This is a genomic window from Erythrobacter sp. S249 (genome assembly GCF_057364975.1).
On the sequence record NZ_CP200287.1, the window covers coordinates 2,333,469 to 2,359,340 of the forward strand.

At 58.4% G+C, this 25,872-nt stretch carries 28 protein-coding genes and 1 tRNA gene; 18 read left to right on the forward strand and 11 right to left on the reverse strand.

All coding sequences use genetic code 11. The annotated features are described in order from the left end of the window. Positions 1-19 precede the first annotated feature (19 nt). Complete coding sequence (locus AC0V6V_RS11070; protein WP_486165441.1) at positions 20-2,596, forward strand: TonB-dependent receptor; 2,577 nt, start codon at positions 20-22, stop codon at positions 2,594-2,596. A gap of 221 nt (positions 2,597-2,817) precedes the next feature. On the opposite strand, the gene AC0V6V_RS11075 is transcribed toward AC0V6V_RS11070, so the two are convergent. Further along, entirely contained in the window at positions 2,818-3,981 is a 1,164-nt protein-coding gene (locus AC0V6V_RS11075) for an acyl-CoA dehydrogenase family protein (protein WP_472644263.1), read from the reverse strand. Positions 3,982-4,106: 125 nt separating this feature from the next. Then, positions 4,107-4,880 carry a crotonase/enoyl-CoA hydratase family protein gene (locus AC0V6V_RS11080; protein ID WP_486165442.1) on the reverse strand — a complete coding sequence of 258 codons (774 nt, stop codon included), beginning with the start codon at positions 4,878-4,880 and terminating at the stop codon, positions 4,107-4,109. Positions 4,881-5,007: 127 nt separating this feature from the next. On the opposite strand from AC0V6V_RS11080, the gene AC0V6V_RS11085 reads away from it, so the two are divergent. The 5 genes from AC0V6V_RS11085 (at position 5,008) to AC0V6V_RS11105 (ending at position 11,729) form a co-directional block, all read left to right on the forward strand. Beyond that, on the forward strand, positions 5,008-6,276 hold the full coding sequence (locus AC0V6V_RS11085; RefSeq protein WP_486165443.1) for an acetyl-CoA C-acetyltransferase: 1,269 nt from the start codon (positions 5,008-5,010) through the stop codon (positions 6,274-6,276). A 7-nt stretch (positions 6,277-6,283) separates the two neighbouring features. After that, positions 6,284-7,813: an acetyl-CoA acetyltransferase gene (locus tag AC0V6V_RS11090; protein WP_486165444.1), complete on the forward strand. Its 1,530-nt coding sequence runs from the start codon at positions 6,284-6,286 to the stop codon at positions 7,811-7,813. A gap of 126 nt (positions 7,814-7,939) precedes the next feature. Next, positions 7,940-9,061: a 4-hydroxyphenylpyruvate dioxygenase gene (hppD, locus tag AC0V6V_RS11095; RefSeq protein ID WP_486165445.1), complete on the forward strand. Its 1,122-nt coding sequence runs from the start codon at positions 7,940-7,942 to the stop codon at positions 9,059-9,061. Then, entirely contained in the window at positions 9,058-9,630 is a 573-nt protein-coding gene (locus AC0V6V_RS11100; RefSeq protein WP_486165446.1) for a VOC family protein, read from the forward strand. Before hppD ends, AC0V6V_RS11100 begins: the two co-directional genes overlap by 4 nt. A gap of 176 nt (positions 9,631-9,806) precedes the next feature. Continuing rightward, positions 9,807-11,729: a putative bifunctional diguanylate cyclase/phosphodiesterase gene (locus AC0V6V_RS11105; protein WP_486165447.1), complete on the forward strand. Its 1,923-nt coding sequence runs from the start codon at positions 9,807-9,809 to the stop codon at positions 11,727-11,729. Positions 11,730-11,792: 63 nt separating this feature from the next. Here the strand turns inward: AC0V6V_RS11105 and AC0V6V_RS11110 are convergent. Next, positions 11,793-11,883, reverse strand: a tRNA-Ser gene (locus tag AC0V6V_RS11110). Between the two features lie 317 nt (positions 11,884-12,200). On the opposite strand from AC0V6V_RS11110, the gene AC0V6V_RS11115 reads away from it, so the two are divergent. The 3 genes from AC0V6V_RS11115 (at position 12,201) to AC0V6V_RS11125 (ending at position 14,930) form a co-directional block, all read left to right on the forward strand. After that, complete coding sequence (locus tag AC0V6V_RS11115; protein ID WP_486165448.1) at positions 12,201-13,079, forward strand: DUF1134 domain-containing protein; 879 nt, start codon at positions 12,201-12,203, stop codon at positions 13,077-13,079. Positions 13,080-13,169: 90 nt separating this feature from the next. Then, on the forward strand, positions 13,170-14,345 hold the full coding sequence (locus AC0V6V_RS11120) for an amino acid aminotransferase (protein WP_486165449.1): 1,176 nt from the start codon (positions 13,170-13,172) through the stop codon (positions 14,343-14,345). A gap of 12 nt (positions 14,346-14,357) precedes the next feature. Next, positions 14,358-14,930 carry a GNAT family N-acetyltransferase gene (locus AC0V6V_RS11125; RefSeq protein WP_486165450.1) on the forward strand — a complete coding sequence of 191 codons (573 nt, stop codon included), beginning with the start codon at positions 14,358-14,360 and terminating at the stop codon, positions 14,928-14,930. On the opposite strand, the gene AC0V6V_RS11130 is transcribed toward AC0V6V_RS11125, so the two are convergent. From AC0V6V_RS11130 to AC0V6V_RS11155, 6 genes are all read right to left on the reverse strand, one after another. Then, on the reverse strand, positions 14,927-15,550 hold the full coding sequence (locus tag AC0V6V_RS11130; RefSeq protein WP_486165451.1) for a riboflavin synthase: 624 nt from the start codon (positions 15,548-15,550) through the stop codon (positions 14,927-14,929). The two genes, AC0V6V_RS11125 and AC0V6V_RS11130, sit on opposite strands and share 4 nt — an antisense overlap. 14 nt (positions 15,551-15,564) lie before the next feature. Beyond that, complete coding sequence (gene ribD, locus AC0V6V_RS11135) at positions 15,565-16,512, reverse strand: bifunctional diaminohydroxyphosphoribosylaminopyrimidine deaminase/5-amino-6-(5-phosphoribosylamino)uracil reductase RibD (RefSeq protein WP_486166089.1); 948 nt, start codon at positions 16,510-16,512, stop codon at positions 15,565-15,567. Between the two features lie 32 nt (positions 16,513-16,544). Next, positions 16,545-17,015 carry a hypothetical protein gene (locus AC0V6V_RS11140; protein ID WP_486165452.1) on the reverse strand — a complete coding sequence of 157 codons (471 nt, stop codon included), beginning with the start codon at positions 17,013-17,015 and terminating at the stop codon, positions 16,545-16,547. Positions 17,016-17,076: 61 nt separating this feature from the next. After that, positions 17,077-17,811 carry a M48 family metallopeptidase gene (locus AC0V6V_RS11145; protein WP_486165453.1) on the reverse strand — a complete coding sequence of 245 codons (735 nt, stop codon included), beginning with the start codon at positions 17,809-17,811 and terminating at the stop codon, positions 17,077-17,079. Then, complete coding sequence (locus AC0V6V_RS11150) at positions 17,808-18,284, reverse strand: YcgN family cysteine cluster protein (RefSeq protein ID WP_486165454.1); 477 nt, start codon at positions 18,282-18,284, stop codon at positions 17,808-17,810. Before AC0V6V_RS11150 ends, AC0V6V_RS11145 begins: the two co-directional genes overlap by 4 nt. Further along, positions 18,272-18,904, reverse strand: a complete 633-nt coding sequence (locus AC0V6V_RS11155) for an SCO family protein (RefSeq protein ID WP_486166336.1) — start codon at positions 18,902-18,904, stop codon at positions 18,272-18,274. Before AC0V6V_RS11155 ends, AC0V6V_RS11150 begins: the two co-directional genes overlap by 13 nt. A 101-nt stretch (positions 18,905-19,005) precedes the next feature. On the opposite strand from AC0V6V_RS11155, the gene AC0V6V_RS11160 reads away from it, so the two are divergent. The 5 genes from AC0V6V_RS11160 (at position 19,006) to AC0V6V_RS11180 (ending at position 21,743) form a co-directional block, all read left to right on the forward strand. Further along, a complete protein-coding gene (locus AC0V6V_RS11160) occupies positions 19,006-19,656 on the forward strand; it encodes an ankyrin repeat domain-containing protein (protein WP_486165456.1) in 651 nt (216 codons plus the stop codon). 1 nt (position 19,657) lies between these two features. Beyond that, complete coding sequence (locus tag AC0V6V_RS11165; RefSeq protein ID WP_486165457.1) at positions 19,658-20,317, forward strand: COQ9 family protein; 660 nt, start codon at positions 19,658-19,660, stop codon at positions 20,315-20,317. Between the two features lie 141 nt (positions 20,318-20,458). Further along, entirely contained in the window at positions 20,459-20,968 is a 510-nt protein-coding gene (ssb, locus tag AC0V6V_RS11170; protein WP_486165458.1) for a single-stranded DNA-binding protein, read from the forward strand. Between the two features lie 170 nt (positions 20,969-21,138). Beyond that, the gene (locus AC0V6V_RS11175) at positions 21,139-21,543 is read left to right on the forward strand and encodes a hypothetical protein (protein ID WP_486165459.1); all 405 of its coding nucleotides are present in this window, start codon (positions 21,139-21,141) and stop codon (positions 21,541-21,543) included. Beyond that, positions 21,540-21,743: a helix-turn-helix transcriptional regulator gene (locus AC0V6V_RS11180; RefSeq protein WP_472639636.1), complete on the forward strand. Its 204-nt coding sequence runs from the start codon at positions 21,540-21,542 to the stop codon at positions 21,741-21,743. Before AC0V6V_RS11175 ends, AC0V6V_RS11180 begins: the two co-directional genes overlap by 4 nt. Here the strand turns inward: AC0V6V_RS11180 and AC0V6V_RS11185 are convergent. Then, positions 21,740-22,279: a YceD family protein gene (locus AC0V6V_RS11185; protein ID WP_486165460.1), complete on the reverse strand. Its 540-nt coding sequence runs from the start codon at positions 22,277-22,279 to the stop codon at positions 21,740-21,742. The genes AC0V6V_RS11180 and AC0V6V_RS11185 overlap by 4 nt on opposite strands. Next, positions 22,276-22,803, reverse strand: coding sequence for a ubiquinol-cytochrome C chaperone family protein (locus AC0V6V_RS11190; protein ID WP_486165461.1), 528 nt, complete (start codon positions 22,801-22,803; stop codon positions 22,276-22,278). The genes AC0V6V_RS11185 and AC0V6V_RS11190 overlap by 4 nt, the downstream gene beginning before the upstream one ends. 215 nt (positions 22,804-23,018) lie before the next feature. On the opposite strand from AC0V6V_RS11190, the gene AC0V6V_RS11195 reads away from it, so the two are divergent. From AC0V6V_RS11195 to AC0V6V_RS11210, 4 genes are read left to right on the forward strand one after another with little or no spacing between them, the layout of a single operon-like run. Further along, entirely contained in the window at positions 23,019-23,510 is a 492-nt protein-coding gene (locus tag AC0V6V_RS11195; protein WP_486165462.1) for an outer membrane protein assembly factor BamE, read from the forward strand. Between the two features lie 42 nt (positions 23,511-23,552). After that, positions 23,553-24,113, forward strand: a complete 561-nt coding sequence (hslV, locus tag AC0V6V_RS11200; RefSeq protein WP_486165463.1) for an ATP-dependent protease subunit HslV — start codon at positions 23,553-23,555, stop codon at positions 24,111-24,113. 44 nt (positions 24,114-24,157) lie between these two features. Next, positions 24,158-25,459: an ATP-dependent protease ATPase subunit HslU gene (gene hslU, locus AC0V6V_RS11205; RefSeq protein WP_486165464.1), complete on the forward strand. Its 1,302-nt coding sequence runs from the start codon at positions 24,158-24,160 to the stop codon at positions 25,457-25,459. Next, positions 25,456-25,869, forward strand: a complete 414-nt coding sequence (locus tag AC0V6V_RS11210) for an ACT domain-containing protein (RefSeq protein ID WP_486165465.1) — start codon at positions 25,456-25,458, stop codon at positions 25,867-25,869. Before hslU ends, AC0V6V_RS11210 begins: the two co-directional genes overlap by 4 nt. Positions 25,870-25,872 lie beyond the last annotated feature (3 nt).

Sequence of the window (25,872 nt, forward strand, 5' to 3'; positions counted from 1 at the left end):
TTTGTTGGAGAGGAAACCTATGACGAAAAAGTTCGCAGTTTACGCGGCTGGCCTAATGGCGACGAGCATTCTGGCTCAACCAGCCTTGGCTCAGAACAATGAAACAGATGCGGAGGAAACGGCCCGCGATAATGTGATTATCGTCACCGCCACCCGCCGAGCCGAAGATGTCCAAGACATCCCCATTGCGGTTACTGCGGTCACGCCCGAACAGCTTGATAAGCAAGGCGTCGTCAACGTTCAGAACATCACTCAGGTTTCACCCAGTTTCTCGACATCCAATGCGCAAATCGCGTCGGGTTCGGTCGTGCTGCGGATTCGCGGCGTGGGTACGACGTCTAACAACATCGGTTTTGAAAGCGCGGTCGGCATCTTCGTTGACGGCGCGTATCAGTCGCGTCCGGGCATCGCGCTTGGCGAATTTGTCGATATTGAGCGGGTTGAGGTTCTGCGCGGTCCGCAGGGCACTCTGTTTGGCCGCAACACCTCCGCCGGTGCGCTCAACATCACGACCCGCCGCCCCGATCTCAACGAGTTCGGCGGCTTTGTGAACGGCACTTACGGAAATTTTGACCTCATCAATGTGCAGGGCGCGATCAACGCGCCGATCGTTGAAGACACGCTCGCGCTCCGTCTGACGGGCGCTTATCGTCAGCGTGACGGGACGGTCGATATTATCGATGGCACCGGCGCGCAGATCGGCGAATCGAATACGATCGATCAGTTCCTTGTTCGCGGGCAGCTGGGTTATGAGAGCGAAGGCGGTGTCAGCGCTCGCTTGATCTTCGATTACACCGAGAGCGAAAACCAGTGCTGCGCAGCGATTGAAGTGCTTGCGAACACAGCTTTCGAAGGCGCAGTCACCGCGGTGGGCGGTCCCGCTCGGGCTGGCATGGCAACGCCGCTTCCAGCCACTCAGCCGTTTGACGTAACCGCCGCTCAGCGCGCGATAGACAACCGGGTTGCAACGGCCAGCCGCGTTCCGCTTGCCAGTGTGGAGCAATGGGGTGTCGTCGGCGAAATTGAATTCCCGATCAGTGACAATGCTGACCTTATCTTCATCGGCTCTTATCGCGACTTCTCATCCTCTGAGAATTACGATTCTAGCTTCTCTGGCCTAGACGTGTTCGATGTCGATCGGCTCGACACCAACATTGAAACATTCACCGCTGAGCTGCGCTTACAAGGTGAGGCATTTGACGGCGCATTAAGCTGGCTCGTGGGCGGCTATTATTCCGATGAGACGATTGATTCGGATATCGATTTCTCACTCGGTGCGGACTACGATCTGCAGATTGCCGGACTGTTTGGCGGTGCATTGGGCCCAGCGCCGCTCACGCTTCTCACAGACCTTATTGTGGACGGCATTCCCAATGGTAACGGCATCAGCCCAAATGGCACGTCGGCAACCAACGTCTATGCTCAGAGCAGCGAAAGCTGGTCTATCTTCACTCACAACACGCTCGACATCACTGACAACCTCAGCCTGACTTTGGGCCTGCGTTATTCGGATGAGAGCAAGACCGGCGGGTTTGCTCAGACTGCGAGCAACAATCCGGTTTGCCTGACATTGCTAGGCGGCGTGCCGACTATTGCTGCAACCGTCGGGCCGGACCTGGTTGGCAGTGTGCTAGGCACGGGCTGTTTCGCCTTCACCGCGCCTGCGATTGGAAGTGATGCGATTGCATTCCCGCTGCCGCGGGAATTCGAAGTGCCATTTAGCGACAGCGAGCTGATCTATACCGGTAAGATTGCGTATCAATTTGATGCACCGGTCACGGCCTATGCCAGCTTCACGCATGGCTATAAGTCGGGCGGTATCAACCTTGATATTACGGCGAATGCTGGCGGCGCTGACCCAACCTTCCTCTCGGAAGAAGTCGATGCCTATGAAGTCGGCGTGAAGGCGCAATTCCTGGATGATGCCGTCACGCTCAACGTGGCCGGGTTTGTCGAGGAGTTTTCAAACTTCCAGGTTCTGGAATTTACCGGCGCTCAGTTCACTACCTTCAATGTTAACCGGGCGATTTCGTCAGGCGTTGAGATTGAATCGGTGATCCGGCCCACACCGGAGCTGACCTTCAATGCTGGCCTGACGGTGACAGACGCGCGTTATCCCGAGGATTGCGATGGCGGCGTGCCAAACGCCAACGTCACCTCGCTGTGCGGAAACTCGCTCACCAATGCGCCCGATATCGTGGCCATTGCTGGTGTGAACTACGATAAGGATATCGGCAGTAATCTGCGCGGTTTCTTCTCTGGCCAGATCCGGACAGAGAGCGATCGCCGCACGTCAACGCAAGCGACCACCGTGCCAAGCGCGGCGATCATCGCGGGCTTTGGCGGCGATATTCAAGCCGCGGTTGATGCAGCGCCGCTGGTGCCGTTCGATGTTCAGGACAGCAACACCAAGGTGAACTTGCGGGTTGGCATTGGCGCTCAGGATGAGAGCTGGACGGTCGAAGTTTGGGGCGTGAACGTGACCGACGAAGTGACACGCGGTGTGACGTTCAACACCGTGCTGCGCGGCTCATCACGCTCTGCATTCGCGCAAGAGCCAGCAACATATGGTGTGACCGTTCGGGGCAAGTTCTAAGGCTCACACCACGACCAGGTCCGCCTAGCGGCGGCTTGCCTTTGGGAGAGGGCAAAGAGAAGGGGCGGTCCGCACAAGCGAGCCGCCCCTTTTTGTTTGTGCGTTGGTTTTCTGAACTTAGCCAGCCCGCGCCCTCCACCCTTCCACCCGGATTATCACACCGGGTTACGATCCGGGTGGAAGGGTGGAGGGCGCGGGCGGCACGGTATCGTGACGCGAACCTACATCCCGCGCGCGATCACCATTTTCATCACTTCGTTTGAACCGCCAAAGATCCGCGTGATGCGGCAATCGCGGTACATGCGGGCAATCGGATAGTCGTTGATGAAGCCAGCCCCGCCGTGGAACTGCAGGCATTTATCGACGACTTCACCCTGCAGCTCTGTGACCATCAGTTTGGCCATGCATGCGGTCGGCACATCCAGCTCGCCCTTCAGGTGCTGTGCGATGCAATGATTGACGAAGACCCGCGCCGCGGTGCTGCGCGCGGCCAGTTCCGCCATCACAAACTGCGTGTTCTGGAAATCCCAGATCGTCTGGCCAAAGGCCTTGCGATCCTTGACGAACTCCATCGTGGTCTCGAGCGCTTTCTCGATGCCGGTCATGGCGCCCATCGCAATGATCAAGCGTTCCTGAGGAAGTTCGCCCATCAGCTGGTAAAAGCCTTTGCCCTCAACCCCGCCGAGCACGTTTTCCGCTGGCACGAACACATCGTCAAAGAACAGCTCTGAGGTGTCGGCCGCATCCATCCCGATCTTGTCGAGCTTCTTGCCCCGCTCGAACCCTTCTGCGCCCTCGGTCTCGAGCAGCATCAGCGAGATGCCCTTTGCCCGTTCGTTCGGGTCGGTCTTGGCGACTACGATGATGAAGTCGGCTGTCTGCCCGCTGGAGATATAGGTTTTGGCGCCGTTGATGCGGTAGCCATTGCCATCTTTAAGCGCGGTGGTTGTGATGCCTTGCAGGTCCGAACCAACGCCGGGCTCAGTCATCGCAATCGCGCTGACCAGTTCGCCGGTCACCAGCTTAGGCAGGTACTTCTTCTTCTGCTCCTCGGTGCCGTGGCGAACGAGATAGGGCAGGATCACGGTGTTGTGCAGGCTGGCGGCAAACCCTTCGACGCCGTGCTTTGCCTGTTGGTCAAGCACCACGATGTCATGACGGAAATCGCCGCCGTGCCCGCCATATTCCTCCGGCACAGAGACGCCAAGTAGACCCGCCTCACCGGCTTCGTTCCAGAACTCACGCTCCACCTGACCGTCTTCGCGCCATTTTAAAACGCGCTTTTCCGGGGCGTGCTGCTGATAAAATTTGCCTACCGCGTCGGCGAAGATCGAAATTTCTTCGTCTTCCATGAATTCCGGCTGCGCTACATTGATGACTGACATTTCTCTCTCCTGTGCACCGGGGCCACCCGCGCCCTCCACCCTTCCACCCGGAGCCTACCGGGATACCACCCGGGCGGAAGGGTGGAGGGCGCGGGCGGCCCCGGCTTTTCAAGCCAAAACTATTTCTATTTACCCTTCCAGTTCGGCGCGCGCTTTTCGGCGAAGGCCGCTGCGCCTTCGCGGGCGTCTTCGGAAACGAAGATGGGTCCCATCAGCTTGGCTTGTTCTTTCCAGCGCTCGTCATCAGCCCAGAGGCGCGATTCGGCGACGATCTGCTTGGATACCCTGACCGCGAGCGGGCCATTGGCGGTGATTTTTTTGGCCAGTTCCAGCGCTGCGTCGAGCGCTGGGCCATCGGTTACATGATTGAGCAGGCCGAGTTCATAGGCGCGCTCTGTGCCGATGAACTCACCGGTCAGCGCCAATTCCATCGCAATCTTTGGCGGGATCATGGTTGGCAGTTTGATGAGGCCGCCGGCTGCGGCGACGAGGCCGCGCTTCGCCTCAGGAATGCCGAATTTTGCGTCTTTGTTGGCGACGATCAGGTCGCAGGAGATCATCAGCTCCATCCCGCCGGCAAGCGCATAGCCTTCAACGGCGGCGATCAGCGGCTTGGCCGGGCCCTTTTCCGTGAGCCCGCCAAATCCGCGACCTGGCACGCTTGGGGTCTCTCCGCGCAGAAAGCCTTTGAGATCCATGCCGGAGCAGAACGTGCCGCCAGCGCCGGTGATGATGCCAACGCGCAGGTGATCTTCTGCGTCGAGCCGATCAAGCGCCGCCGCAATCGCTTCGGATGCCGCTTTCGTCATCGCGTTTTTGGCTTCTGGCCGGTTGATCGTCATGATCAAAACGCCATCGCGTTCCTCGGTCAGCACTTCCCTTGTTGCGCCTTCGCTCATTCGCTCTCTCCACTTTTTTCAATGGCATTTCATTTTGCCATTTCGATTTGAAACTGAATTCTTGTGTCAGTGGTGCAGGCGGTTTACGGACACGTCAACTGAAATTGGAAAAGTGGAAGAGGAAATCATGGCTGAGGCATATATCATCGATGCGGTGCGCACCCCGCGCGGAATTGGCAAGCAGGGCAAAGGCGCTCTGGCGGCGGAGCATCCGCAGCATCTGGCAGCGACCGTGATGCGGGCGATCAAGGATCGCAACAGCCTCGACACCAGCACCGTCGATGATGTGATCTGGTCGGTTTCGACTCAAGACGGCATGCAGGCGGGCGACCTTGGCCGCATGGCTGCGCTCGATGCGGGCTATGACATTACCTCCAGCGGCACGACGCTCGACCGCTTCTGCGGCGGCGGTATCACCTCGGTCAGTCTCGCTGCAGCGCAAGTGATGAGCGGCATGGAAGATTGCGTGGTTGCCGGCGGTACAGAGATGATGAGCCTGACCGCTGCGATGATGCAGGAGAAGATGAAGGCCGGGATCAAGCCTCCGATGATGGGCAGCTACAACGAGCGTCTACAAAGCGTTCACCCGCAATCGCATCAGGGCATTTGCGGCGATGCGATTGCAAGCATGGAGGGGTTTACCCGTCAGGAACTTGACGAGGTTGGCTACCGTTCTCAGCAGCGCGCCGCCGCCGCGATTGAAGCGGGCAAGTTTGAAGCGTCGGTTGTTCCAGTGACGGACGATGCGGGCAATGTTCTGCTGGCAAAAGATGAGTATCCGCGTCCAGAGACAACGCTGGATGGTCTTGCAGAACTCCAGCCTGCCTTTGCAAAAATCGCCGACGTTCCGCTGGATGCGAATGGCACGACTTTTCGCGGTCTGATCAATCAGAAATACCCCGATCTTGAGATTGAGCACTTCCACCATGCGGGCAACAGCTCCGGCGTGGTCGACGGCGCGGCGGCGGTTCTGGTTGCGAGCAAGGATTACGCCCAGAAAAACGGCCTGAAACCGCGCGCGCGGATCGTCGCGACCGCGAATATGGGCGATGATCCAACGCTGATGCTTAATGCGCCGGTGCCAGCGGCCAAGAAGGTTCTTGAAAAGGCGGGTCTAACGAAGGACGATATTGATCTGTTTGAAATCAATGAGGCGTTTGCAGTTGTGGCGGCCAAGTTCGTCCGCGATCTTGAACTCGATTGGGACAAGGTCAATGTGAACGGCGGCTCTATCGCGCTTGGTCACCCGATTGGCGCGACTGGATCGATCCTGATCGGCACCATGGTTGATGAACTGGAGCGGCAAGACAAGCGCTACGGCCTCGTCACGATGTGCGCAGCGGGCGGTATGGCGCCAGCCATCATCGTCGAGCGCGTCACCGACTTCGTCGATTGATCCGCACGTGACCATTGCCGACAACACGCCGGTCATTATCGGCGCCGGCCAATATTCCGAACAGGTCCAGCAAGCGGGCTACGAAGCGCTCTCTTACATGGACCTGGGCGGAAGGGCGCTGGCCGCTGCGATCACCGATAGCATGGCGAGCGGCAATGTCGCGGCGGCAATAGATACGCTCGCGGCAATTCGCGCGTTTGAGATCTCGCGCCCGGACCGAAAGCCGCCCTTTGGCGGTTCGGACAATGTCCCGCGCAGCTTTGCAAAGCGCGTGGGCGCGGACCCAGAGCGCGCGATTCTCTCGACCACTGGCGGGCAATACAACCAGCATTTGGTTGGCGAATTTGCGCGCGATATTGCCGAGGGCAAGTCGGACTGTGCGGCAATTGTTGGGTCAGAAGCGATCTCGACCGTACTCGCCCTGGCGGCAAAAGGTGAGAAGCCGGACTGGTCAGAAGAGGTCGGCGGGCAATTAGAAGATCGCGGGTTTGGCAATGACGGGTTGATGGAGCTGGGCCTGTTCGCGCATGGGGCGACTGGTGCGATCCCGCTCTACGCTCTGGCTGAGAACGCGCGTCGTGCGAAGACTGGCAAGAGTCTGGACGAGTATCGCCGCGAGATTGGCGAGCTGTTTGCGCCTTTCACCAAGGTGGCAGAGAGCAATCCGCACGCAGCGGCCCCAAAAGAGCGCAGCGCCGAAGATCTGGCGACCATCACCGAGCGCAACCGGATTGTCGCGGAGCCTTATGCACGGATGACGGTGGCGCGCGATCAGGTGAACCAGGCGGCTGCCATTATCATAGCCAGTGCAGGCAAAGCGCGCGAGCTGGGCGTGCCCGAAGACCAGTGGGTGCATATCCATGCGGTGTCATCGGCAACAGAGCTCGAGCTGTCTCAGCGGCCGGACCTGTCGGCCAATCCAGCCTCCATCGCCAGCGTTGAAGCGACCTTGGCCCGCGCTGGCAAAGGCATCGCCGACATGCAATTCCTCGATTTCTACTCCTGCTTTGCGATCCCGGTGTTCAACCAATGCGAGCATTTCGGCATAGCGCATGATGATCCGCGCGGCTTGACGCTGACGGGCGGTCTGCCGTTCTTTGGCGGGGCGGGAAACAATTACTCAGCCCACGCCATTTGCGAAGCCGTGGAACGGGTCCGCAGCAATCGCGGCGCATATGCTTTGGTGGGCGCGAACGGCGGCTGGATGAGCAAATATGCGACCGGTGTCTATTCCACGGAACCAGCGGATTGGTCAGAAAGCGACCGGTTCGAAAAACTGCCCATGGCCACAAATGCGGTGCCGCGCGGCGAGGGACCTTTCGATAGCGCGACAGTCGAAACCTACACCATCAACCACTCCAAAACGGGCAGCGATGTTATCTGGCTCGGCCGCAATGCCGAACGACAGCGGGTGAGCGGCAATGCGGACCTCAGCGATGAAGCGACCGCAAACGCCTTCCTCGGAGGGCAGCCGTTCGGCGCAAAACTGGCCGTCACTCAGGACGAGCGCAGGCGCAATATTGGGCGTGTCGTCTAGCGTTGCTTGGTCGGGGTCAGCCCCAAGCGATCCATCTAGCATCAGTGCGTTTGCCCTTTGACAAATCCCTGCGAACAGCGTATTTAGTTACAAACGTAACCAATTAACTCTTGAGTAGGCGCGCACATGACCAAGCATCCATCTGATCTGTTCGACAACCCGGCTGGCCTTGATGGCTTTGAGTTTGTTGAGTTTTGTGCTCCTGAAAAAGGCGTGCTGGAGCCTGTTTTTGAAGCCATGGGCTTTACCCATGTGGCGACCCACCGCTCAAAGGACGTCGATCTGTGGCGTCAGGGTGGCATCAATCTGATCGTGAATTACGAACCGCGCAGCGCCGCTTGGTACTTTGCGCGTGAGCACGGCCCTGGCGCTTGCGGCATGGGTTTCCGTGTGCGTGATGCCGCCGCTGCATATGAGCATGTTTTGGAGCAGGGCGCGGAGCCTGTTGCCAACGCTCCCGGCCCAATGGAGCTCAGCATTCCAGCCATTCGCGGGATTGGCGGATCGATCCTCTATCTGATTGACCGCTATGCTGATGACGCGGGCGAGGGCCTGTCCATTTACGACATCGATTTTGAATACCTGCCCGGCGTCGAAAAGCACCCTGAGGGCTGCGGTTTCCAACTGATCGATCACTTGACGCACAACGTCTATGGCGGGCGGATGGCCTATTGGGCCGATTTCTATGAGAAGCTCTTCAACTTCCAGGAAATCCGCTATTTCGATATCAAGGGCGAGTATACCGGCCTCACTTCGAAGGCGCTGACAGCACCCGATGGCAAAATCCGCATTCCGCTGAATGAGGAAGGCGAAAACGGCAAGGGACAGATCGAGGAATATCTGCGCGAATATAACGGCGAAGGCATTCAGCACATTGCTCTTATCTGTGATGATCTGGTTGCGTGTTGGGACCGTCTTAAGCAGCTGGATGTGCCGTTCATGACCGCCCCGCCTGAGACGTATTATCAGATGCTGTCGGAACGCCTGCCGGGCCATGGCCAGGACGAAGCGGCGCTCAAATCGCGCGGAATATTGCTAGATGGAACGACCGAAGGCGGCAGCCCTCGCTTGCTTCTCCAAATCTTTGCAGAACCGCGCATTGGCCCGGTCTTCTTTGAATTCATCCAGCGCGTGGGTGACTACAAAGACGGTTTTGGCGAAGGCAATTTCAAAGCTCTGTTTGAAAGCATTGAGCGCGATCAGGTCGCGCGCGGTGTGCTTGATGTTGAAAAAGAGCCGGCTGAATGAGCGCGGCCGCTAACTCGCATCCCGTGAAACTCGGCGGTGTCCATCACGTGGCCTATCGCTGCAAGGACGCCAAAGAAACCGTCGAATGGTACGCCCGCGTCATGGGCATGGAATACACCACGGCTTTTGCCGAGGACCATGTCCCATCGACCGGCGATTACGACCCTTACATGCATGTCTTCCTCGATGCGGGGAACGGCAACATCTTGGCGTTCTTTGAGCTGCCGAACCAGCCGGACATGGGCCGCGACGAGAACACACCGGCCTGGGTTCAGCATTTGGCCTTCCGGGTCAGCAGCGAAGCTGAATTGCTCGCGGCAAAGGCGCATGTTGAGGCGCAAGGGATCGACGTGCTCGGCCCAACGCACCACGGCATTTTCAAATCGATCTATTTCTTCGATCCCAACGGCCACCGCGTTGAACTCGCCGCCGATATCGGCACGGAAGAGCAATATGCTGAGCTGAAACGGGTTGCGCCGCTCATGCTCGATGAATGGTCAGAGACGAAGAAAGCCCCGCGTCACGCCGATTGGCTGCATGAATTGGCCCGCAAAGAACACGGCGCGTAAGCCAGGCAGCTAACACGCTTCTTTCTGACTTGTTTCGACCGTGTAAAATCTGAAATTTGGCCAAGAATTGGCCGCAGCATTTGCGGGGTAATACTTACTTCGCTTTAACCACTTGTGCCTATTGGGTTTCCTTCGATCTCGGAGCGTAAACGCCAATGGCGAAACTATCAGCCTCAATGACTTCCAAAACTGCCTCGGCGGTGCAGGAGATCTATAGGCCGATTATTCGTGGTTATTTCGCCGTCTTTGCATCGTATTACCTGCTTCTTCTCCCAACAAATTTCTTTTATTATCAGGGGATTGAGCTTTGGGTCGTGGTTGGCTTTGCCTCGCTGACCTCTTTGGTCGCACTTGTTGGCTTTTTCCGATTGCGCGAAGAAACTGAAATTGACCTGTTGGAACGCCTACTCGTTGTTGTGAATTTCTTGGTTGTGATGAACGTCGTTACGACGCTCAATTTGCTGTTCGCACCAGAGAAGCTCGTCTATTTCGTGATTCTGGTGATGCTGTTTGCGCTTTCCAGCGTTAGTACGCGCCAATCGGTTCTTTCGATCATCTTCGCAAGTATCGCTTTTGTGACGTATTTCCCGCGCCTCGGATCGTCCGATCAGGTGATGTTTGGCTTTCTGGTGTTTGGCGCGGTCATAGCTTCGCTCTCTATTACATATTACCTGCGTAAGTCGATCACCTACATCGCCACTGCGAAACTGGACGCAGAAGATCAGCTCGACGAGGCGCGTGTCGTCGGTGAAAGCCTGCGGCACAAATCGCTCTCAGACAGTCTTACAGGCCTGCCCAATCGCCGCGCCTTCTTTGAGGCACTTCGCAAATCCAAACACGACGTCAGCCGCCAAGCAAAAGAGAGCCGGGACGATCCACAGACGCCAGTTCAAAACCTATGGCTGATTTTAGTCGATCTCGATGGCTTTAAAGCCGTCAATGACGTGCATGGCCATTTGGTCGGCGATTTGCTGCTTAAGGAAGTCTCCAATCGGCTCATGGCGCATTGCGGCGAGACAGCCCATGTCAGCCGGATGGGCGGGGATGAATTTAACATCATCCTGAAGTCCAGCGGAGACGAGGCGGCCATCAAAGCGTGGTGCGATGAGCTCCTCGAAGAACTCGCCAAATCCTATGTCATCGAGGGCCGCTATGTGCGCATTTCGGGGTCTATGGGCTGCAAGGTCATGGATTTGACCCAAGGCGCACGGTCGCAAATCAACGAGGCCGATTACGCGTTGATGGCGGCCAAGAAGCAGGGCAAAAACCGCACTGTCTTGTTCACCGCGGCTCATGCCAAGCAAGCCGATGAGCGCTATAAGGTCGAACAGGCTCTGCGATTTGCGAACCTGCAAGATGAAATCGAGCTGCTTTATCAACCGCAAGTGGACCTGCGCCAAAACCGGATTGTAAGGGCAGAGGCGTTGGCCCGCTGGTCCAGCCCGATCATTGGCGAAGTGGAGCCGAGCAAATTTATCAAGGTGGCTGAAGAAAGCGGCCTGATTACGCAGATCACGCTGACGGTCGTAGAGCGAGCCTTCCGTACGCTTTCCCTGTGGGCGGCACCGGTGCCGATCGCAATAAACCTGTCGTGCCATGATCTGATCAGCGATCCGAGCATTGATCAGATAATCGACATGGCCCGCGACTTCAAAATTGATCCAGCCTTGGTCGAGTTTGAAGTGACTGAAACGGCGATGATGATCGATCTCGACAAGGCGACCACCAATCTCAAGCGGCTTTCTGAGATGGGTTTCTCGATTGCACTGGATGATTTCGGGACCGGCTATTCCAATTTCAGCTATCTGCGGCGTCTGCCGATTGAGAAGCTGAAAGTGGATCGGTCGCTGATGGAAAACTCCGGCGATCCTATGACTGAGAAGGTTCTGTTTTCGCTGGCTGGTATGGCACGCACCTTGGGTGTGGAATGCCTGCTGGAAGGGATCGAGAGCGAGGTTGACCTGTTGGTTGCTAAGCGCGTCGGCGCCGATGCGGTTCAAGGGTTTCTATTCGGCCAGCCTATGACCGTGGGCGAGCTGAGCAAGGTCTTGGAAGGCGAAGCGCGACAAAAGGCTAGCCCGGAAACTGTCACTCAGTGACAAAGGGCATAGTCCGCGTGCGAATATCGCCGCGCAGCCTGAATCAACATTCCTGAAAGATGGTGGCGGAGACGGAGGGATTCGAACCCTCGATACCCGTAGTAGGTATGGTTCCTTAGCAGGGAACTGGTTTCAGCCACTCACCCACGTCTCCGCAACGCTCGCACTGCGTTTTCGCTGCGAAGGCGCGCTATAGGCGCGGCGATTGCCAGCGGCAAGGTACCTCTTTTCAAAAAATTGGCGAGGGGCAGCGGATAGGGCGGATCTATTGGGCGACGCGGGCGGGCTCGGGCTTCGATCACGCGTACCAGCCGCGCCTTAAACCGCCCTATTTGCGCGATCCACCGGGAAATCGATTCGGTTCATCGTGTTTTCGATTCGATTCATCGCCAGGTAATTGTCGCGCGTGCAGCAAAGGACTCTGCTCGGCCCTGAACAGGCCTGAAAATGGCAATAGGAAGGTTAAACCTGATGGTTTTACAGCAGCTGATCACTCGCACGGGTATCGCATTCGCGGGAAGTATCGCGCTTTTGAGCGCGCCTTTGTCTGCCCAAGGGGTGGAAACATTCGATCCAGACGAGGCTTATGATGCTTCGGCCCAGGCCGACCTTGCGCCAATCGATGGCGACTTGCTCGATCCGGCCAGCGCCGCAGCAACGGGCAGCAATGCCCCCGTGCCGGTGCCAGCGAACGATGGCACTTCGACTGCATGGGGCGTCTCGGCACCTGCGTCCCAGCCAGCGCAGCCAACCTTTGATGATGAGTTCGCCACCTATTCGACCGATACGCAGACGGCCCCTGAATGGTCGAACCCCGATGCGAGCGGTGAAGTTGGCGCGGATCCAACGATCCAAACAGCCAATGCTGACACTTACGGCGAAGACGACCTGATCGGTGCAGCTGAAGGCGTGTTCGGCAAAGGCGCAGAGGGCCTGGCCGGACTGATCGAAGATCTGCTTAAGAAGCAGGGTGAGCCAAACGGCTATATCATCGGCCGCGAGGCTGGCGGCGCTTTCATCGTCGGCGCCCGCTATGGCTCAGGCACATTGCACCACAAGATCGAAGGCGAGCGGAAAGTCTATTGGACTGGTCCATCAATTGGTTTTGATGCTGGCGCCAATGCAGGCAACACCTTTGTGCTGGTCTATAACCTCCACGACACCGAGGAGCTGTACGAGCGCTATCCAGCGGGCGAAGGCCAAGCCTATCTCGTAGGCGGTATGCACGCGAGCTACATGCGCAAAGGCGACGTTGTGTTGATCCCAATCCGTGTCGGCGCTGGCCTGCGGCTGGGCGTGAACGCGGGCTATATGAAGTTTTCCAAGAAGCAGCGCTGGCTGCCGTTCTAAGCAAATCGTGATTTGTTCCGCATAACTCGGTCGCAATAGCGCAAAAGCTGGTTGCGGCATTGCTCGCCACGCGGCATTGCGCATGGCGTTATGCTCAATCGACTCGAAACCCAATCGCCCGACGCGCTGCTCGCGCTGATCAAGCTTTATGCCGACGACAGTCGCACCGATAAGATCGACCTTGGTGTCGGTGTCTATCGCACGGATAACGGCGACACGCCGGTGTTCGCCGCGATCAAGGCGGCAGAACAGCGGCTGGTCGATACGCAAGACAGCAAAAGCTATCTCGGGCCAGAAGGCGACATGGGCTTCGTCAATGCGCTGATGCCCTATATCTTTGGCGATGATGCGACGATGGGTGGGCGCATCGCTGGGATGCAGACTCCCGGCGGGACCGGCGCAGTTCGTCTCGCGGCGGCGCTGGCGCAGAAAGCTGGGCTAGAGCGGCTGTATATGGGCACGCCAAGCTGGCCCAACCACGCGCAAATCTTTCGTGATATTGCAATGGAGTTTGCTCCGTTTGAGCACGCCAAGGCGGATGGCACCGCGAATATCGATGGCGTGCTGGAGGCCATTCGCTCCGGGCAGCCCAATTCCGGCATCCTTCTGCATGGCTGCTGTCACAACCCGACGGGCGTGGAATACACCGCCGAGCAATGGGACGCGATTGGCGATGCCATCGCGGAAACCGGCATCTTCCCGATCATCGATACCGCCTATCAAGGGCTGGGTGATGGTTTGGAAGAAGATGCAGCTGGATTGCGCAGCGTGCTGGCGAAAGTGCCGGAGGCCTTCATCGCTTACAGCTGCGACAAGAACTTTGGCATGTACCGCGACCGGGTCGGGGCGTTTTACATACTGGCCGACGATCAGGCGGTGCTCGACAAGGCGTTTTCGAACGCCAATGCGCTAGCGCGGGCCAGCTGGTCTATGCCGCCTGACCATGGCGGCTCTGCTGTGCGCGAGATCCTGCGTGATGGCGAGCTGACACGGGTTTGGCTTGATGAGCTGGACACAATGCGTGAGCGGATGAGCGAAGTGCGCGCCCGGCTAGCCGCGGCGGGACAGACCGGCGGGGTCGATCTGACGCCGCTGGGTCAACAAAATGGTCTGTTCTCCGTGCTTCCTGTTAGCAAAGAGCAAGTGGCGACACTGCGCGAGAAGCATGGGATCTATATGGCCGCATCGGGCCGGATCAACATTGCTGGCCTTAATATGGGCAATATCGACCGGTTCATCGCCGCTGTTGCTGACGTCACTGTGTAAGGGCAATCGCGGGTGGACCGTCAGCCAACCCTAGAAGGTGAGCGGGTTCTCTTAAGGCCTCTACAAGAAGAGGATTGGGAGGCGCTGTTTTCTATCGCCTCTGATCCCGCCGTGTGGGAACAGCACCCGATGCATGATCGCTGGCGCGAGGATGTGTTCCGCCCGTTCTTTGACGATGCGTTGGCGCAGGGCGGGGCCTTGGCGGTTATCGACAAGACCAAAGATGCGATCATCGGGTCGACCCGGTTTCAGGCGTATGATGAAGCGGACGGCGGATCGGTTGAGATCGGATGGACCTTTATTGCCCCGCGCTATTGGGGCCGCGGCCTCAATCCCGAAATGAAGCGATTGATGCTCGAACACGCTTTTGAAAGTGTCGCGCGCGTCGATTTTCGAGTGGGCGAGACCAATTATCGCTCGCGCATCGCGCTGGAGAACATTGGTGCTGAGCGTTCGCGCCGCACCGAGCTTACCCAATATCAGGGGAGGCGGGTGCTTCACATCGTCTATGAGATCACCGCTGAAAGCTTCGCCTTTGGGCCGCTCGTCTCAAATGAGTCCGACGATGAGGCGGACGAAAGCTAGCGAACCGCTTGCAGGCTCTGCATCCGCTTAAGATAGCGCGCGAGCACGTCAATTTCGAGATTGACCTGATCTCCCACCGTTAGCTGGCCAAGAGTGGTGACCTCGTTGGTGTGCGGAATGATATTGAGCGCAAAGTCGCAGGCGCCGTCTTGGCGGTCGCGCACATCGTTCACCGTCAGGGACACGCCATCCACCGTGATCGATCCCTTGGCTGCGATAAAGGGGGCCATGCTAGCCCGCGCGCGGATCGCGACTTTCCACGAATCGCCTTGCTCTTTCGCCAGAACAACCTCGCCAATCGAATCGACATGGCCGGTCACGATATGGCCGCCAATCTCATCGCCAACGCGCAGGCTTGGCTCGATGTTGAGCGTCCGGCCTTGGGTCCACATGTCTCGAACTGTGCAGGACACGGTCTCACCTGAGACATCCACATCAAACCAGGCATCGCCCGCCTCTCCGCCGCGATCAATAACTGTCAGGCACACTCCAGAGCACGCGATAGACGCGCCAATATCGATCCGCGCAGGGTCCAATGGCGCCGCAATCCGAACGCGCAAATCGCCGCGCTGGTCGAGGGATTGGATCGCGCCGATGGCGGTAACAATTCCGGTAAACATGATTGCGTTCCTTGTTAGCGCTGACGCAGATACGACGTGAACGTGTCTCTGCCAAGCTGGCGATGATCTGCACTGGCCCAGCGGCCATGCGCCGCGTCCAGCGAACTAAGCTCCAAAGCCCCTAGACCGCGCAGGCCGTCGCCAATGACGATGGGCGCGCGGTACAGGTGAAGTTCGTCAATGAGGTCTTCTTTCAGAAAGCTTGCCGCTGTCTGCGCGCCGCCTTCAACATAGAGGTGCTGCACGCCTTCAAGCCCGCCGATCTCGCTTGGCGCGGCAATGGCTTGAACACCCTCTGGCGCCTCGCGGCGGGTCAGCACAACTCGCGATGGACTGCGCGCTTCAAGGCCGGGCAGGCGAACATTGAGACGCGGCTCATCCGCGCGCCATGTGCCGCCCCCGACGAGGATCGCATCATTGCGGGCCCGCTGAGTATGAACATGAGCGCGGGAAGCTTCGCCTGTGATCCATTGGCTGGTCCCATCCTCCAGCGCGATGCATCCATCCAATGACATTGCGAGCTTCAGCGTCACAAAGGGACGGCTGAGCTTAACCCGCGTCAAATAACCCGAAAGGCTGCGCTCTGCGCCCGCATGGTCAAGGATAGTGACGTCAATTCCGGCGGCGCGCAGTCGTTCTACGCCAGCGCCCGCAGTGCGAGGATCAGGGTCGCTATGTCCAATCACAACCCGCGCTGGCTGAGCGGAAGCCAGCAAGTCGGCGCAGGATGGCCCGCGTTCTGATTTGTGCGCGCAGGGCTCTAGCGTGACGTAAATCGTCGCGCCTTTCGCGCCGTCTTGGTCAAGCGCCGCCAGGGCAAGCGCCTCTGCATGCGGGCGGCCGCCAGGCTGCGTCCAACCGCGAGCAATCAGCTGGTCATCACGCACGATCAGCGCGGCTACACCGGGGTTAGGGCGGCTGAGTGGGCGGGCGCGGGCAGATAGCCGCGCGGCAGCCTCCATCCAGACATCGTCGGAATGTGCGGCGCGCAAGGTTATGGCGTTTCGCTTTCGCTGCTCGCCGACGACGTTTGCTCGTTGCGGGAGGAAAGCGCCTCTAGGCGTGCCGCTTCGGCGGCGGCTTCCGCGGCGCGGTCCGCCTCCGCTTGGCGCTCCATTTCTTCAACGTCGAACCCGCTAGCTGCGCCAAGGGCCTTATAGGCATCGCGCTTGCGCTGTTCATATTCCGCGATGCGGGCAGCGCGCGCGTCTTTGGCGGCCTGATTTTCCTCGTTGGAGGCGATGATTTCGTCATCCGTGCGATCCGGCGCGAAGCTGGTGATGTAGGTCACGCTTGGGCGCTCTGGCGGCATATAGGCGGTTTCGGATGTTGCCCACAACATGATGAGCGCAAACGGCAGCGAAGACACGAACAGGATCGGCCAGCGATAGGGGTTGGGCTTGCGAAACTCCGACCAGAAGTCTGCAATACCGGCCTTTGGATTGAAACGCGATTTCGACAGCATGGCGGTAATATAGGGCGCAAATGGGCGCTATGCCAGTGGTGCTTTTGAGTGTGCGCTCATCCTAGCCAAAGCTGGCGTAGAGCGTGCGGCCCTGCTTCTTTAGCCAGCGGTCGGCACGGCTGATGTCCTCTTCATAGAGATCCTCGAGCAGAGCGTAGAATGCCGGGCTGTGATCGAAATGAACCAGATGGGTGACTTCATGCGCGGCGACTGAACGCCTGACAAAGTCTGGTGCCTGCACCAATCGCCAATTGATCCGAATTTGGTTTTTCTCAGAGCAACTGCCCCAGCGTTTTTGCGCTCGGGACAAGCCAACGGGCACTTTTCCCAGGTCGGCGCGCTCGCAATAGTCCGACACGTCTTGTTCGAACAGCGCCAAAGCCTCGCGTTCGAGCCAGCTCTTAAGGCGCTTCTCCAGCGCGTTTTCCGGCCCGCCAACCTGTATCTGATCGCCCACCTTACGCGGGCGGCGCGGAGCATCCTGCGACCACTCGACAACTAATGGCTCCCCGCGAAACAGGATCTCACCGCCGGGCTGAGGCGCACAGCGGCGCGGGATGCGCGCCAATTGCTCGGTCAACCATTCTGTGCGGGAGCGGGCAAAATTGAGTGCCTCGCCCGTGCGCGCCCAGGCTGGCATGCTGATGCGCACTTCGCTGCCATCCGGCGCAAGGCGCAAGGTCAGCCGCTTGGCATTTTTCATGCGCCTGAGCGCAATCGGCAAGATCTGATCGCCCAGCTCTATCTCGTGAGTGACCGGCTCGTCAGACTCTGCGCGGCGCAGCCAATCGATCATGGCGCTGCCTTTACGAAAGGCGAGCTGTCCACGCCTTCGCCCCATTCGACGATGTGATGTTCGAGCGGGCCAGCGTCATTCTCGCTCACAACCCGGCCTGCCACTGACATGCCGGCATGCTTCACCGTTTCTCGGTCGCCGCTGATCAGATAGTGCCATTCTGGCAGATCGCGTCCCTCCGCTCGCATCCGATAGGCGCAGGTCGAAGGCAGCCAGGGCACATCTTCCACGATCTTCAGCGTTAAGCGCAGGCAATCGGGCACGAAGGCTTTGCGGTTGCGATAATCGCTGCACTGCGCGCTTTCGCAATCGAGCAATTTGCAGGCGACATTGGTGTCTGTGATCTCGCCCGTGTCAGCGTCTTCGATCTTGTGCAGACAGCAGCGCCCGCAGCCATCGCATAGGGCCTCCCATTCGGCGCGGTTAAGCTCAGCCAGCTTAAGCGTCCAAAATTCGTCTCTTAGCTCACCCATTTGTCGAGTTCTGCTGCGACCGCCTCTGGCCCTTGATCGGTCGGCAAAGTGGCGAGCGGCTCGCCATTCGGCCCAAACAGGTAAGTGATGGCCGAATGGTTGATCAGATAGCCGCCGCCCGGCGTGTCATCACCGCGCTCATAATAAATGCGAAAATTGTCCGCTGCTGTTTTGACCTGTTCGGCGCTGCCGGTGAGGCCGATCAGATCATCGGAAAAGGCAGAGGTGAATTCGCCGACGATCTCCGGTGTGTCGCGCTCCGTATCAACCGAGATGAAAATCGGCTGGATATTGCCAGCGCGTTCCGGCGAACTCTCGGCAAATTGGCCAAGCCCCTGGATCATGCGCTGCACATCGGTGGGGCATATGTCCGGACAAAAGGCAAAGCCGAAATAGACGATCCGATATTGCCCATCAAAATCCGCCCAGCGCACGGTTTCCCCGGTGGAGCTGATCAGCTCGAACGGGCCTCCGATGTCTGCGCCGGCCAGCGGCGGCTCGCCCACGTCTGCGGCGGCGCTTGGCATGCCAGAGCAGCCTGCCAATGCCAGGCTGGCGGCAAGCGCAAGGCTCGCGAAAAAACGTGGGGCTGGCTTCAAGGTGTTGGCGCGCTGGTTCATGGTCTGCTAACTGAGCTTAGTTCAAAAGGATCGAAGCATTGGGGCTCCGCTTAACTGCGCCCTCAATAATGATCTGGCAGGAAATGTGAAAGGATAGAAGCTTGGGGCGCTCATTTTTACGTAGTTTTGGCGCTGCGGCGGTATTGGCGTGCGGCGGAGCAGCGGCCATGGGGCTTGGCGGTGTGGTGCTGACAGCGCCGCTCGCCGCGCAAGGTTTCTCCGATGGTTTTGAGTTTCTCAAAGCGGTTGAAGAGCGAGACGGCGATGCGGCGACCGCTTTCCTGAACGAGCCAGGCACGACCATCGTCAACAGCCGCGACATCACCTCTGGCGAGACGGGTTTGCACATTGTGGTGGCTCGCCGCGACACCGTTTGGGTGCGCTTTCTGCTGCAGCGCGGGGCCAATCCCAATATCCGCGACAAGAAGGGAGTGACCCCGCTGCAGATGGCCACCACGCTTGGCTTTGTTGACGGAGTGGAAGAACTGATCAAGCGCGGCGCGCAGGTCGATGTCAGTGATAAATCTGGTGAGACGCCGCTGATCGCCGCCGTACACCGGCGCGACACCGCGGTCATCCGCCTGCTGCTGGACAAGGGAGCTGATCCCGACCGCAATGACAATTCCGGGCGCTCTGCGCGGGATTATGTTGAGCTGATGAATTCCAACAGCGCGATCCTCGCGGAGTTCACGCGCGCCGATAAAGAACGCGAAGAAAAGGGAACGGATCGCAATTACGGGCCTTCTTTTTGATATGAGCGATTTTTCTGACATGACTCTGGATGAGCTGCGCATCGCGCTGGCTCCGGATATCGCGGCTTCGGCCATCTTTGATGGCTGGAACGAGACGGCGCTGCTTGCGGCCGCAGATATGGCGGGCGCTGATCCAGATGTTGCAAAGCTGGCCTATCCTGGCGGTGCGATGGACATGATCACAGCCTGGATCGAGAATATCGACGCGCAGATGGAAGCGGAATGGCCCGCTGAAAAGCTGGGTGAGCTGAAAATTCGCGAGCGCATTCGTGAACTCGTCGCGTTTCGTTTGAAAGCGATTGATGGGCTCGATGAGGCCTTGCGCCGCGCGCTCTCGATCATGGCAATGCCGCATAATGCGCCCGCATCGCTTAAGATCGGCTGGAACTCAGCGGATCTGATGTGGCGGCTCGCCGGCGACACCGCGACCGATTACAATCACTACACCAAGCGCACGATCCTGGCCGGGATCTACAGCGCGACTTTGGCTGTCTTCGTCAATGATGACAGTGAGGGCAAAGAGGCAACCTATGCCTTCCTCGATCGCCGCATTGATGGCGTTATGAAGTTTGAAAAAGCCAAAGCGAAGTTTTTGGGCGGAGAGCGCGAGACGTTCAGCCTGTCGCGCTTCCTTGGCCGCCTGCGTTACCCAAGCACATAAGGTTACCGCCAAGATGGAGGTGGATAAGCGCGTTCAGCGCTCGCCTCTGCTTGCCCGCTCGCTTATGACAATAGGGAATCGCAAACACGGGCCGCGGGCATTGCCGCGTTCTCAGGCAACACAAGCAAAGGGTTTCAAGACATGGCGGGTTCGCTCAACAAGGTAATGCTGATCGGCAATTTGGGCGCTGATCCCGAAATTCGCAGTTTCCAAAATGGCGGCAAGGTCGCCAATCTGCGCATCGCGACCAGCGAAACCTGGAAGGATCGCAACACGGGTGAGCGTCAGGAAAAGACAGAGTGGCACACTGTCGCGATTTTCTCCGAAGGCCTCGTCAACGTGGTCGAAAACTACCTCAAGAAAGGGTCAAAAGTCTTTATCGAAGGCAAGCTTCAGACCCGCAAATGGCAAGATCAATCGGGCAATGATCGCTATTCCACCGAAGTGGTGCTGCGCGGTTATGATGGCACGCTGACCATGCTCGATGGCCGCGGCGAAGGCGGCGGTGGTGGTGGCCGCTCAGGCGGCGGCCAAGGCGGTGGTGGCGGCTGGAACCAAGGTGGCGGCGGCTCCGGTGGGGGCAACCAAGGCGGCGGAAACGCTGGCGGCGGCGGAGGTTACGATGATCTCGACGACGACATCCCGTTCTGATCGGTTCAAACCAATCCAAACATCAAAGAGCCTCGCAGCGAGTTTTGCGGGGCTTTTTGTTTGCTGAAATACAGAATGTCAAAAGAGTTTGACATTCACGGAAAAATGTTAAAAGGTTTGTACATTGTCGAAGTGGCAATGAAAATTTCTCAAGAGGAGTCACCCGCATCGTGCTTAAGTCAAAATACAATCAGCGTCTGCTGCGCTACTCAGCAATTGCCGCAGTTGGCGTTGTCATATGCGGCTTAGCCATCGGCTTCATTTCCCGAGAAGGAATTCTTGGCGACAATTCCCTCGTGAAATTCCCGATATTCCTTGCACTGTTTGCTGGTGCATTTGCGCTATCCATACCGTGGTGGAGAAGCCTCGATGACGTTCAAAAGCAAGGCCAGCTAAGCAGCTGGTACTGGGGAAGCACAGCGGGTGGCGGTGTCTTCCTCGTATGGCTGATCGCGAACAATACTCATCACACTGAGTTTTCCCAAGGCGCATTCTACATGTTCTTGGCGCAAGCAGGCCTAGCGCTCTTTTGCTATGCTTTCTGGAAATTCCGCGGCCGGGGCGTGGCAGAATGAAGAACTGCCTGCGCGATCTGCGCAAAGGGCGGGGCCTTAATCAGGCTGATCTTGCCGAGGCTCTGGAGGTTTCGCGCCAGACGATCATCGCGGTGGAGGCTGACAAATACGATCCCTCACTGCCGATGGCGTACCGTTTGGCGGCCTATTTTGATGTCGCTGTGGAAGAGCTGTTCTTCAATCCGTGGAAGGCGGATTAGCTCTTTTTAAGCGCGGCCAGCATGTCTGCCATCGGGCCGTCTTGCTCGCCTTCTGCGACAATCCCAGCCTTTTCGCGGGCTGCATCGGCGTTTGGCCCCTCGGCGTAAGGATCAATCGCCAGGCCCAGGCTTTGCGCGACCGCTTCTCCTAGATCAAAGGCGTCGCCTGAATATTCAATCTCGTCGAGGTCTTCATCGGACAATTCGATCTCGAGGTCTTCAGTCGCATCGGCGAGGGCCGCGCGGGTCGTCTCCGCATCGACAAATTTGAGCGCAATCTCCTCGCTCACTTCAACCGGAAATTCCTCGCCCGATACGGCGCAGATCTGCATGAATTTTGCACGCATGGTTCCATGGGCGCGCACCCCGCCGGTTGTCGCACCTTCCAGAAAGATTTCGGCGCTCAGGGACGATATGCTGGCGAGCGAAAACCGGATTGCGACCGCAGCCCTTTCGGCCTCATCTGCCTCAACCACAATGGGCTTTGCTGGCAGAGGCCGGGCTTTGACCATGCGGCTGAGTTCCGGCGTGCTCATTCTACGCCTTCTGCCTTGATCACTTGCTCATCGCTAAGCGCCGCCAGACGAACCGAGAGATCTTGCAGCTTGCCGGAAACACATGCGGCCGAGGCGGTTTCATCGCGGCCTTCCAAAAAGGTCACATTGCGCGCGACGGCATCCGTGATCTTGGCAGAATCGCCCTCGCCAAAGGCGCTGCGATAAGCGCCTAGACGGCCGCCCAGCACGCCCATCAATTTGCCAACACGCTTACCCACGACCACGTCGTTGACGCCAAATTCGCGCAATTGCCCTTCCATGTCCTCAACGAACAGCTCGGCCAGTAGGGCGCTTTCGCTGCGCATTTCAGCTGCCTCAACGCGCAGGATCACGACGCTGAGCACAGCGGTGATCATGTCGAACCTGCCATCCACGCTGTCATCGACGCCGCATTCCGAATAATAGCTCGGCTCGCGCGCAAGCTCGATGACGCGATGCCACAGCGGGCGCACTTTCTCGCGCGGGTCAGGCGCGGTCCCGAGCATTTTCGATAGGAATGACATTCAGGGCCCTTTCGCCTCAAAGTTCAGCCTTGCGAGCACAAATCTCTGTCGCATTCAGCCAGAATTCAACCAATTCACCCCAGCTGCGATAGACAGCGGCGTTGCAAGGTGCGGGTCAGCCGCTTAAAGCCTTGCAAAATGTGATATAGGAAGCCGCTGAAGTGCGGCAATAGATGGCCTTACATTGGTCATGAATTGAAGGATTGGCGGACACGATGAATAGGCTTGATAGTGCAGCGGGCGCGAACATCTGGCGCAAGGCCCGCGCGCTCACCTTGGGGGCTGGGGCTGGACTGGCGCTGGCCGGGTGTTCTTCTATTCAAGAGACACGCGGCTATGTCGTCGACAACGTCTTGCTGCAATCGATCCAGCCGGGGATTGATAATCAGCGTTCTGTCGAAGGGACCTTGGGCCGCCCAAGTTTTACCAGCCAATATGGCGACCCAACCTGGTATTATGTTTCCAGCGTCACGGGCCGCCGTCCATTGGTGCGCCCGCGCATTCAGCAGCATTCCGTTCTGGCGGTTAAGTTTGATGCGGCGGGCAACGTAGCTTCCGTGGAAAACGCTGGGTTGGATCAAGTCGTGTTCCTCTCACCGGATGGCGACAAGACGCCGACCTTGGGCCGAGAGCGCGGTTTCCTAGAAGACCTGTTCGGCAATATCGGCACGGTTGGCTCCGGTGTCGGACCGACTGGAGCGCAATAGCGCTAGCTTGATTGCCAGAATTGAGCGCCCATATCGCTTGCCATGAGTAACGATACGGCGAGCCACGGCCTGACCCAGTGGCACGGCACCACCATTGTTGGCGTGAAGCGCGATGGCAAAATCGTCATCGCGGGCGATGGTCAGGTATCCATGGGCAACACCGTGATGAAACCCAATGCGCGCAAGGTTCGCCGGATAGGCGAGGGCGGCAAGGTTGTTGCTGGTTTCGCAGGTGCGACCGCCGATGCGTTCACTTTGTTTGAGCGGCTTGAGAAAAAGCTGGAGCAGTACTCCGGCCAATTGCTGCGCGCTGCAGTGGAGCTCGCCAAGGACTGGCGGACGGACAAATACCTGCGCAATCTAGAGGCTTTGATGATCGTGGCGGACAGCGAGACTTTGCTGGTGCTGACCGGCAATGGCGACGTGCTGGAGCCGGAAGGCGGCATCGCGGCAATTGGGTCGGGCGGCAATTATGCGCTGGCTGCGGCGAGAGCGCTGGCTGATTATGAGAGCGATGCGGAGCAAATCGCGACCAAGGCAATGGCCGTGGCAGCGGATATTTGCGTCTTCACCAATGGCAATGTGACACTCGAAACAGTTTAAGCTCGCTGACCGCTGAGCTTCCTCTTTCTTCCTGACGGATAATCATGACAGACAATCTTACACCCAAGGCAATTGTTGCTGCGCTCGATGAGCATATCATTGGCCAAAAAGACGCCAAGCGCGCCGTTGCGGTGGCGCTGCGCAATCGCTGGCGCAGGCAGAGGCTGAACGCGGATTTGCGCGATGAGGTGACGCCAAAGAACATCCTGATGATCGGGCCAACAGGCTGCGGTAAGACGGAGATCAGCCGCCGCCTCGCGAAGCTAGCCGAGGCGCCATTCGTAAAGATCGAGGCGACCAAGTTTACCGAGGTCGGATATGTCGGCCGCGATGTGGAGCAGATCGCCCGTGATCTGGCTGAAGAAGCAATCCGGCTCGAAAAAGAGCGCCGCCGCGAGGCCGTGCGTGAAGCCGCCTCTGATGCCGCAATGGAGCGCCTGCTCAACGCTTTGGTCGGTGATAACGCCTCAGAGGCGACCCGCGAGAGCTTCCGCCAGCGCATCATTCAAGACGCGATGAACGAGGTTGAGGTCGAAATCGATGTGACCGAGGCGCCCAACATGCCGTTTGATATGGGCAATATGGGCGGCAATATGGGCATGATCGACCTGTCAGACATGATGGGCAAAGCGCTGGGCAAGACACCCACAAAACGCCGAAAAATGCGCGTGCCAGAGGCGTGGGACAAGCTCGTCGACGAAGAGGCGGACAAGCGGCTCGATGATGACGATGTTGCGCAAACGGCTTTGCGCAATGCGGAAACCAACGGAATCGTGTTTCTAGACGAGATCGACAAGATTGCCGTGTCCGATGTGCGCGGCGGCTCCGTCAGCCGAGAGGGCGTGCAGCGCGACCTTTTGCCGCTGATTGAGGGCACGACGGTCAGCACCAAATATGGCCCGATGAAAACGGACCATGTGCTGTTTATCGCCAGCGGTGCGTTCCATTTGGCCAAGCCATCGGACATGCTCCCAGAACTGCAGGGCCGCTTGCCGATCCGGGTCGAGCTGCGTGCGCTGACGGAAGAGGACTTCGTGCGTATCCTGGGCGAGACCAAGGCCAATCTGGTCGAGCAATATCGCGCGCTGATCGGCACCGAAGATGTCACCTTGGATTTCAAAGATGATGCGGTCAGCGAGATCGCCAAGATCGCTGCTCAAGTGAACGAGAGCGTCGAGAACATCGGTGCGCGGCGTTTGCAAACCGTCATGGAAAAGCTGCTCGAAGAGATCAGCTTTGAGGCCGAAGAGCACCAGGGCGAGACGATCACAATCGATGCCGATTATGTGCGCGGCCGCCTGACCGAGCTGGCTGGTAATACCGATCTGTCGAAATACATCCTTTGATCGGCGGGCCCGTCAGCGATTTGGCCGCGATGCTGGCCGGCATGGATCCGCTGCTGCACGATCTGCCATATGTGTTCATGCCCGAAGATCGCTGGACCGATTTCTCGATAGAGCTCACTGACGTGTTTGCTTCCATGCTCGAGGAGGAGGGCAGTACTTATGTGTTTCCACTCGATCAAGAATTGGAGATGACAGAAGGCCTGCCGCGGTTTGCGCGGATCACCTTGCAAGTGCACTCTGATCTGGAAGCCGTGGGCCTGACCGCCGCCGTATCATCAGCGCTGGCTCAGGCCGGTATCTCTTGCAATGTCATCGCGGCGTTTCATCACGATCATCTGTTTGTGCCCTGGGACCGGCGTCTTGAGGCGATGGCTACACTAAAGCAGCTCGCAAACGACGCAGGTCGATGATTC

Bases quoted from the DNA above. Each gene is read 5' to 3' on its own strand.
- AC0V6V_RS11070 (WP_486165441.1), top strand. From the start codon at position 20: ATGACGAAAAAGTTCGCAGTTTACGCGGCTGGCCTAATGGCGACGAGC.
- AC0V6V_RS11075 (WP_472644263.1), bottom strand. From the start codon at position 3,981: ATGTCAGTCATCAATGTAGCGCAGCCGGAATTCATGGAAGACGAAGAA.
- AC0V6V_RS11080 (WP_486165442.1), bottom strand. From the start codon at position 4,880: ATGAGCGAAGGCGCAACAAGGGAAGTGCTGACCGAGGAACGCGATGGC.
- AC0V6V_RS11085 (WP_486165443.1), top strand. From the start codon at position 5,008: ATGGCTGAGGCATATATCATCGATGCGGTGCGCACCCCGCGCGGAATT.
- hppD (WP_486165445.1), top strand. From the start codon at position 7,940: ATGACCAAGCATCCATCTGATCTGTTCGACAACCCGGCTGGCCTTGAT.
- AC0V6V_RS11100 (WP_486165446.1), top strand. From the start codon at position 9,058: ATGAGCGCGGCCGCTAACTCGCATCCCGTGAAACTCGGCGGTGTCCAT.
- AC0V6V_RS11105 (WP_486165447.1), top strand. From the start codon at position 9,807: ATGACTTCCAAAACTGCCTCGGCGGTGCAGGAGATCTATAGGCCGATT.
- AC0V6V_RS11115 (WP_486165448.1), top strand. From the start codon at position 12,201: ATGGTTTTACAGCAGCTGATCACTCGCACGGGTATCGCATTCGCGGGA.
- AC0V6V_RS11120 (WP_486165449.1), top strand. From the start codon at position 13,170: ATGCTCAATCGACTCGAAACCCAATCGCCCGACGCGCTGCTCGCGCTG.
- AC0V6V_RS11130 (WP_486165451.1), bottom strand. From the start codon at position 15,550: ATGTTTACCGGAATTGTTACCGCCATCGGCGCGATCCAATCCCTCGAC.
- ribD (WP_486166089.1), bottom strand. From the start codon at position 16,512: ATGGAGGCTGCCGCGCGGCTATCTGCCCGCGCCCGCCCACTCAGCCGC.
- AC0V6V_RS11140 (WP_486165452.1), bottom strand. From the start codon at position 17,015: ATGCTGTCGAAATCGCGTTTCAATCCAAAGGCCGGTATTGCAGACTTC.
- AC0V6V_RS11145 (WP_486165453.1), bottom strand. From the start codon at position 17,811: ATGATCGATTGGCTGCGCCGCGCAGAGTCTGACGAGCCGGTCACTCAC.
- AC0V6V_RS11150 (WP_486165454.1), bottom strand. From the start codon at position 18,284: ATGGGTGAGCTAAGAGACGAATTTTGGACGCTTAAGCTGGCTGAGCTT.
- AC0V6V_RS11155 (WP_486166336.1), bottom strand. From the start codon at position 18,904: ATGAACCAGCGCGCCAACACCTTGAAGCCAGCCCCACGTTTTTTCGCG.
- AC0V6V_RS11165 (WP_486165457.1), top strand. From the start codon at position 19,658: ATGAGCGATTTTTCTGACATGACTCTGGATGAGCTGCGCATCGCGCTG.
- ssb (WP_486165458.1), top strand. From the start codon at position 20,459: ATGGCGGGTTCGCTCAACAAGGTAATGCTGATCGGCAATTTGGGCGCT.
- AC0V6V_RS11180 (WP_472639636.1), top strand. From the start codon at position 21,540: ATGAAGAACTGCCTGCGCGATCTGCGCAAAGGGCGGGGCCTTAATCAG.
- AC0V6V_RS11185 (WP_486165460.1), bottom strand. From the start codon at position 22,279: ATGAGCACGCCGGAACTCAGCCGCATGGTCAAAGCCCGGCCTCTGCCA.
- AC0V6V_RS11190 (WP_486165461.1), bottom strand. From the start codon at position 22,803: ATGTCATTCCTATCGAAAATGCTCGGGACCGCGCCTGACCCGCGCGAG.
- AC0V6V_RS11195 (WP_486165462.1), top strand. From the start codon at position 23,019: ATGAATAGGCTTGATAGTGCAGCGGGCGCGAACATCTGGCGCAAGGCC.
- hslV (WP_486165463.1), top strand. From the start codon at position 23,553: ATGAGTAACGATACGGCGAGCCACGGCCTGACCCAGTGGCACGGCACC.
- hslU (WP_486165464.1), top strand. From the start codon at position 24,158: ATGACAGACAATCTTACACCCAAGGCAATTGTTGCTGCGCTCGATGAG.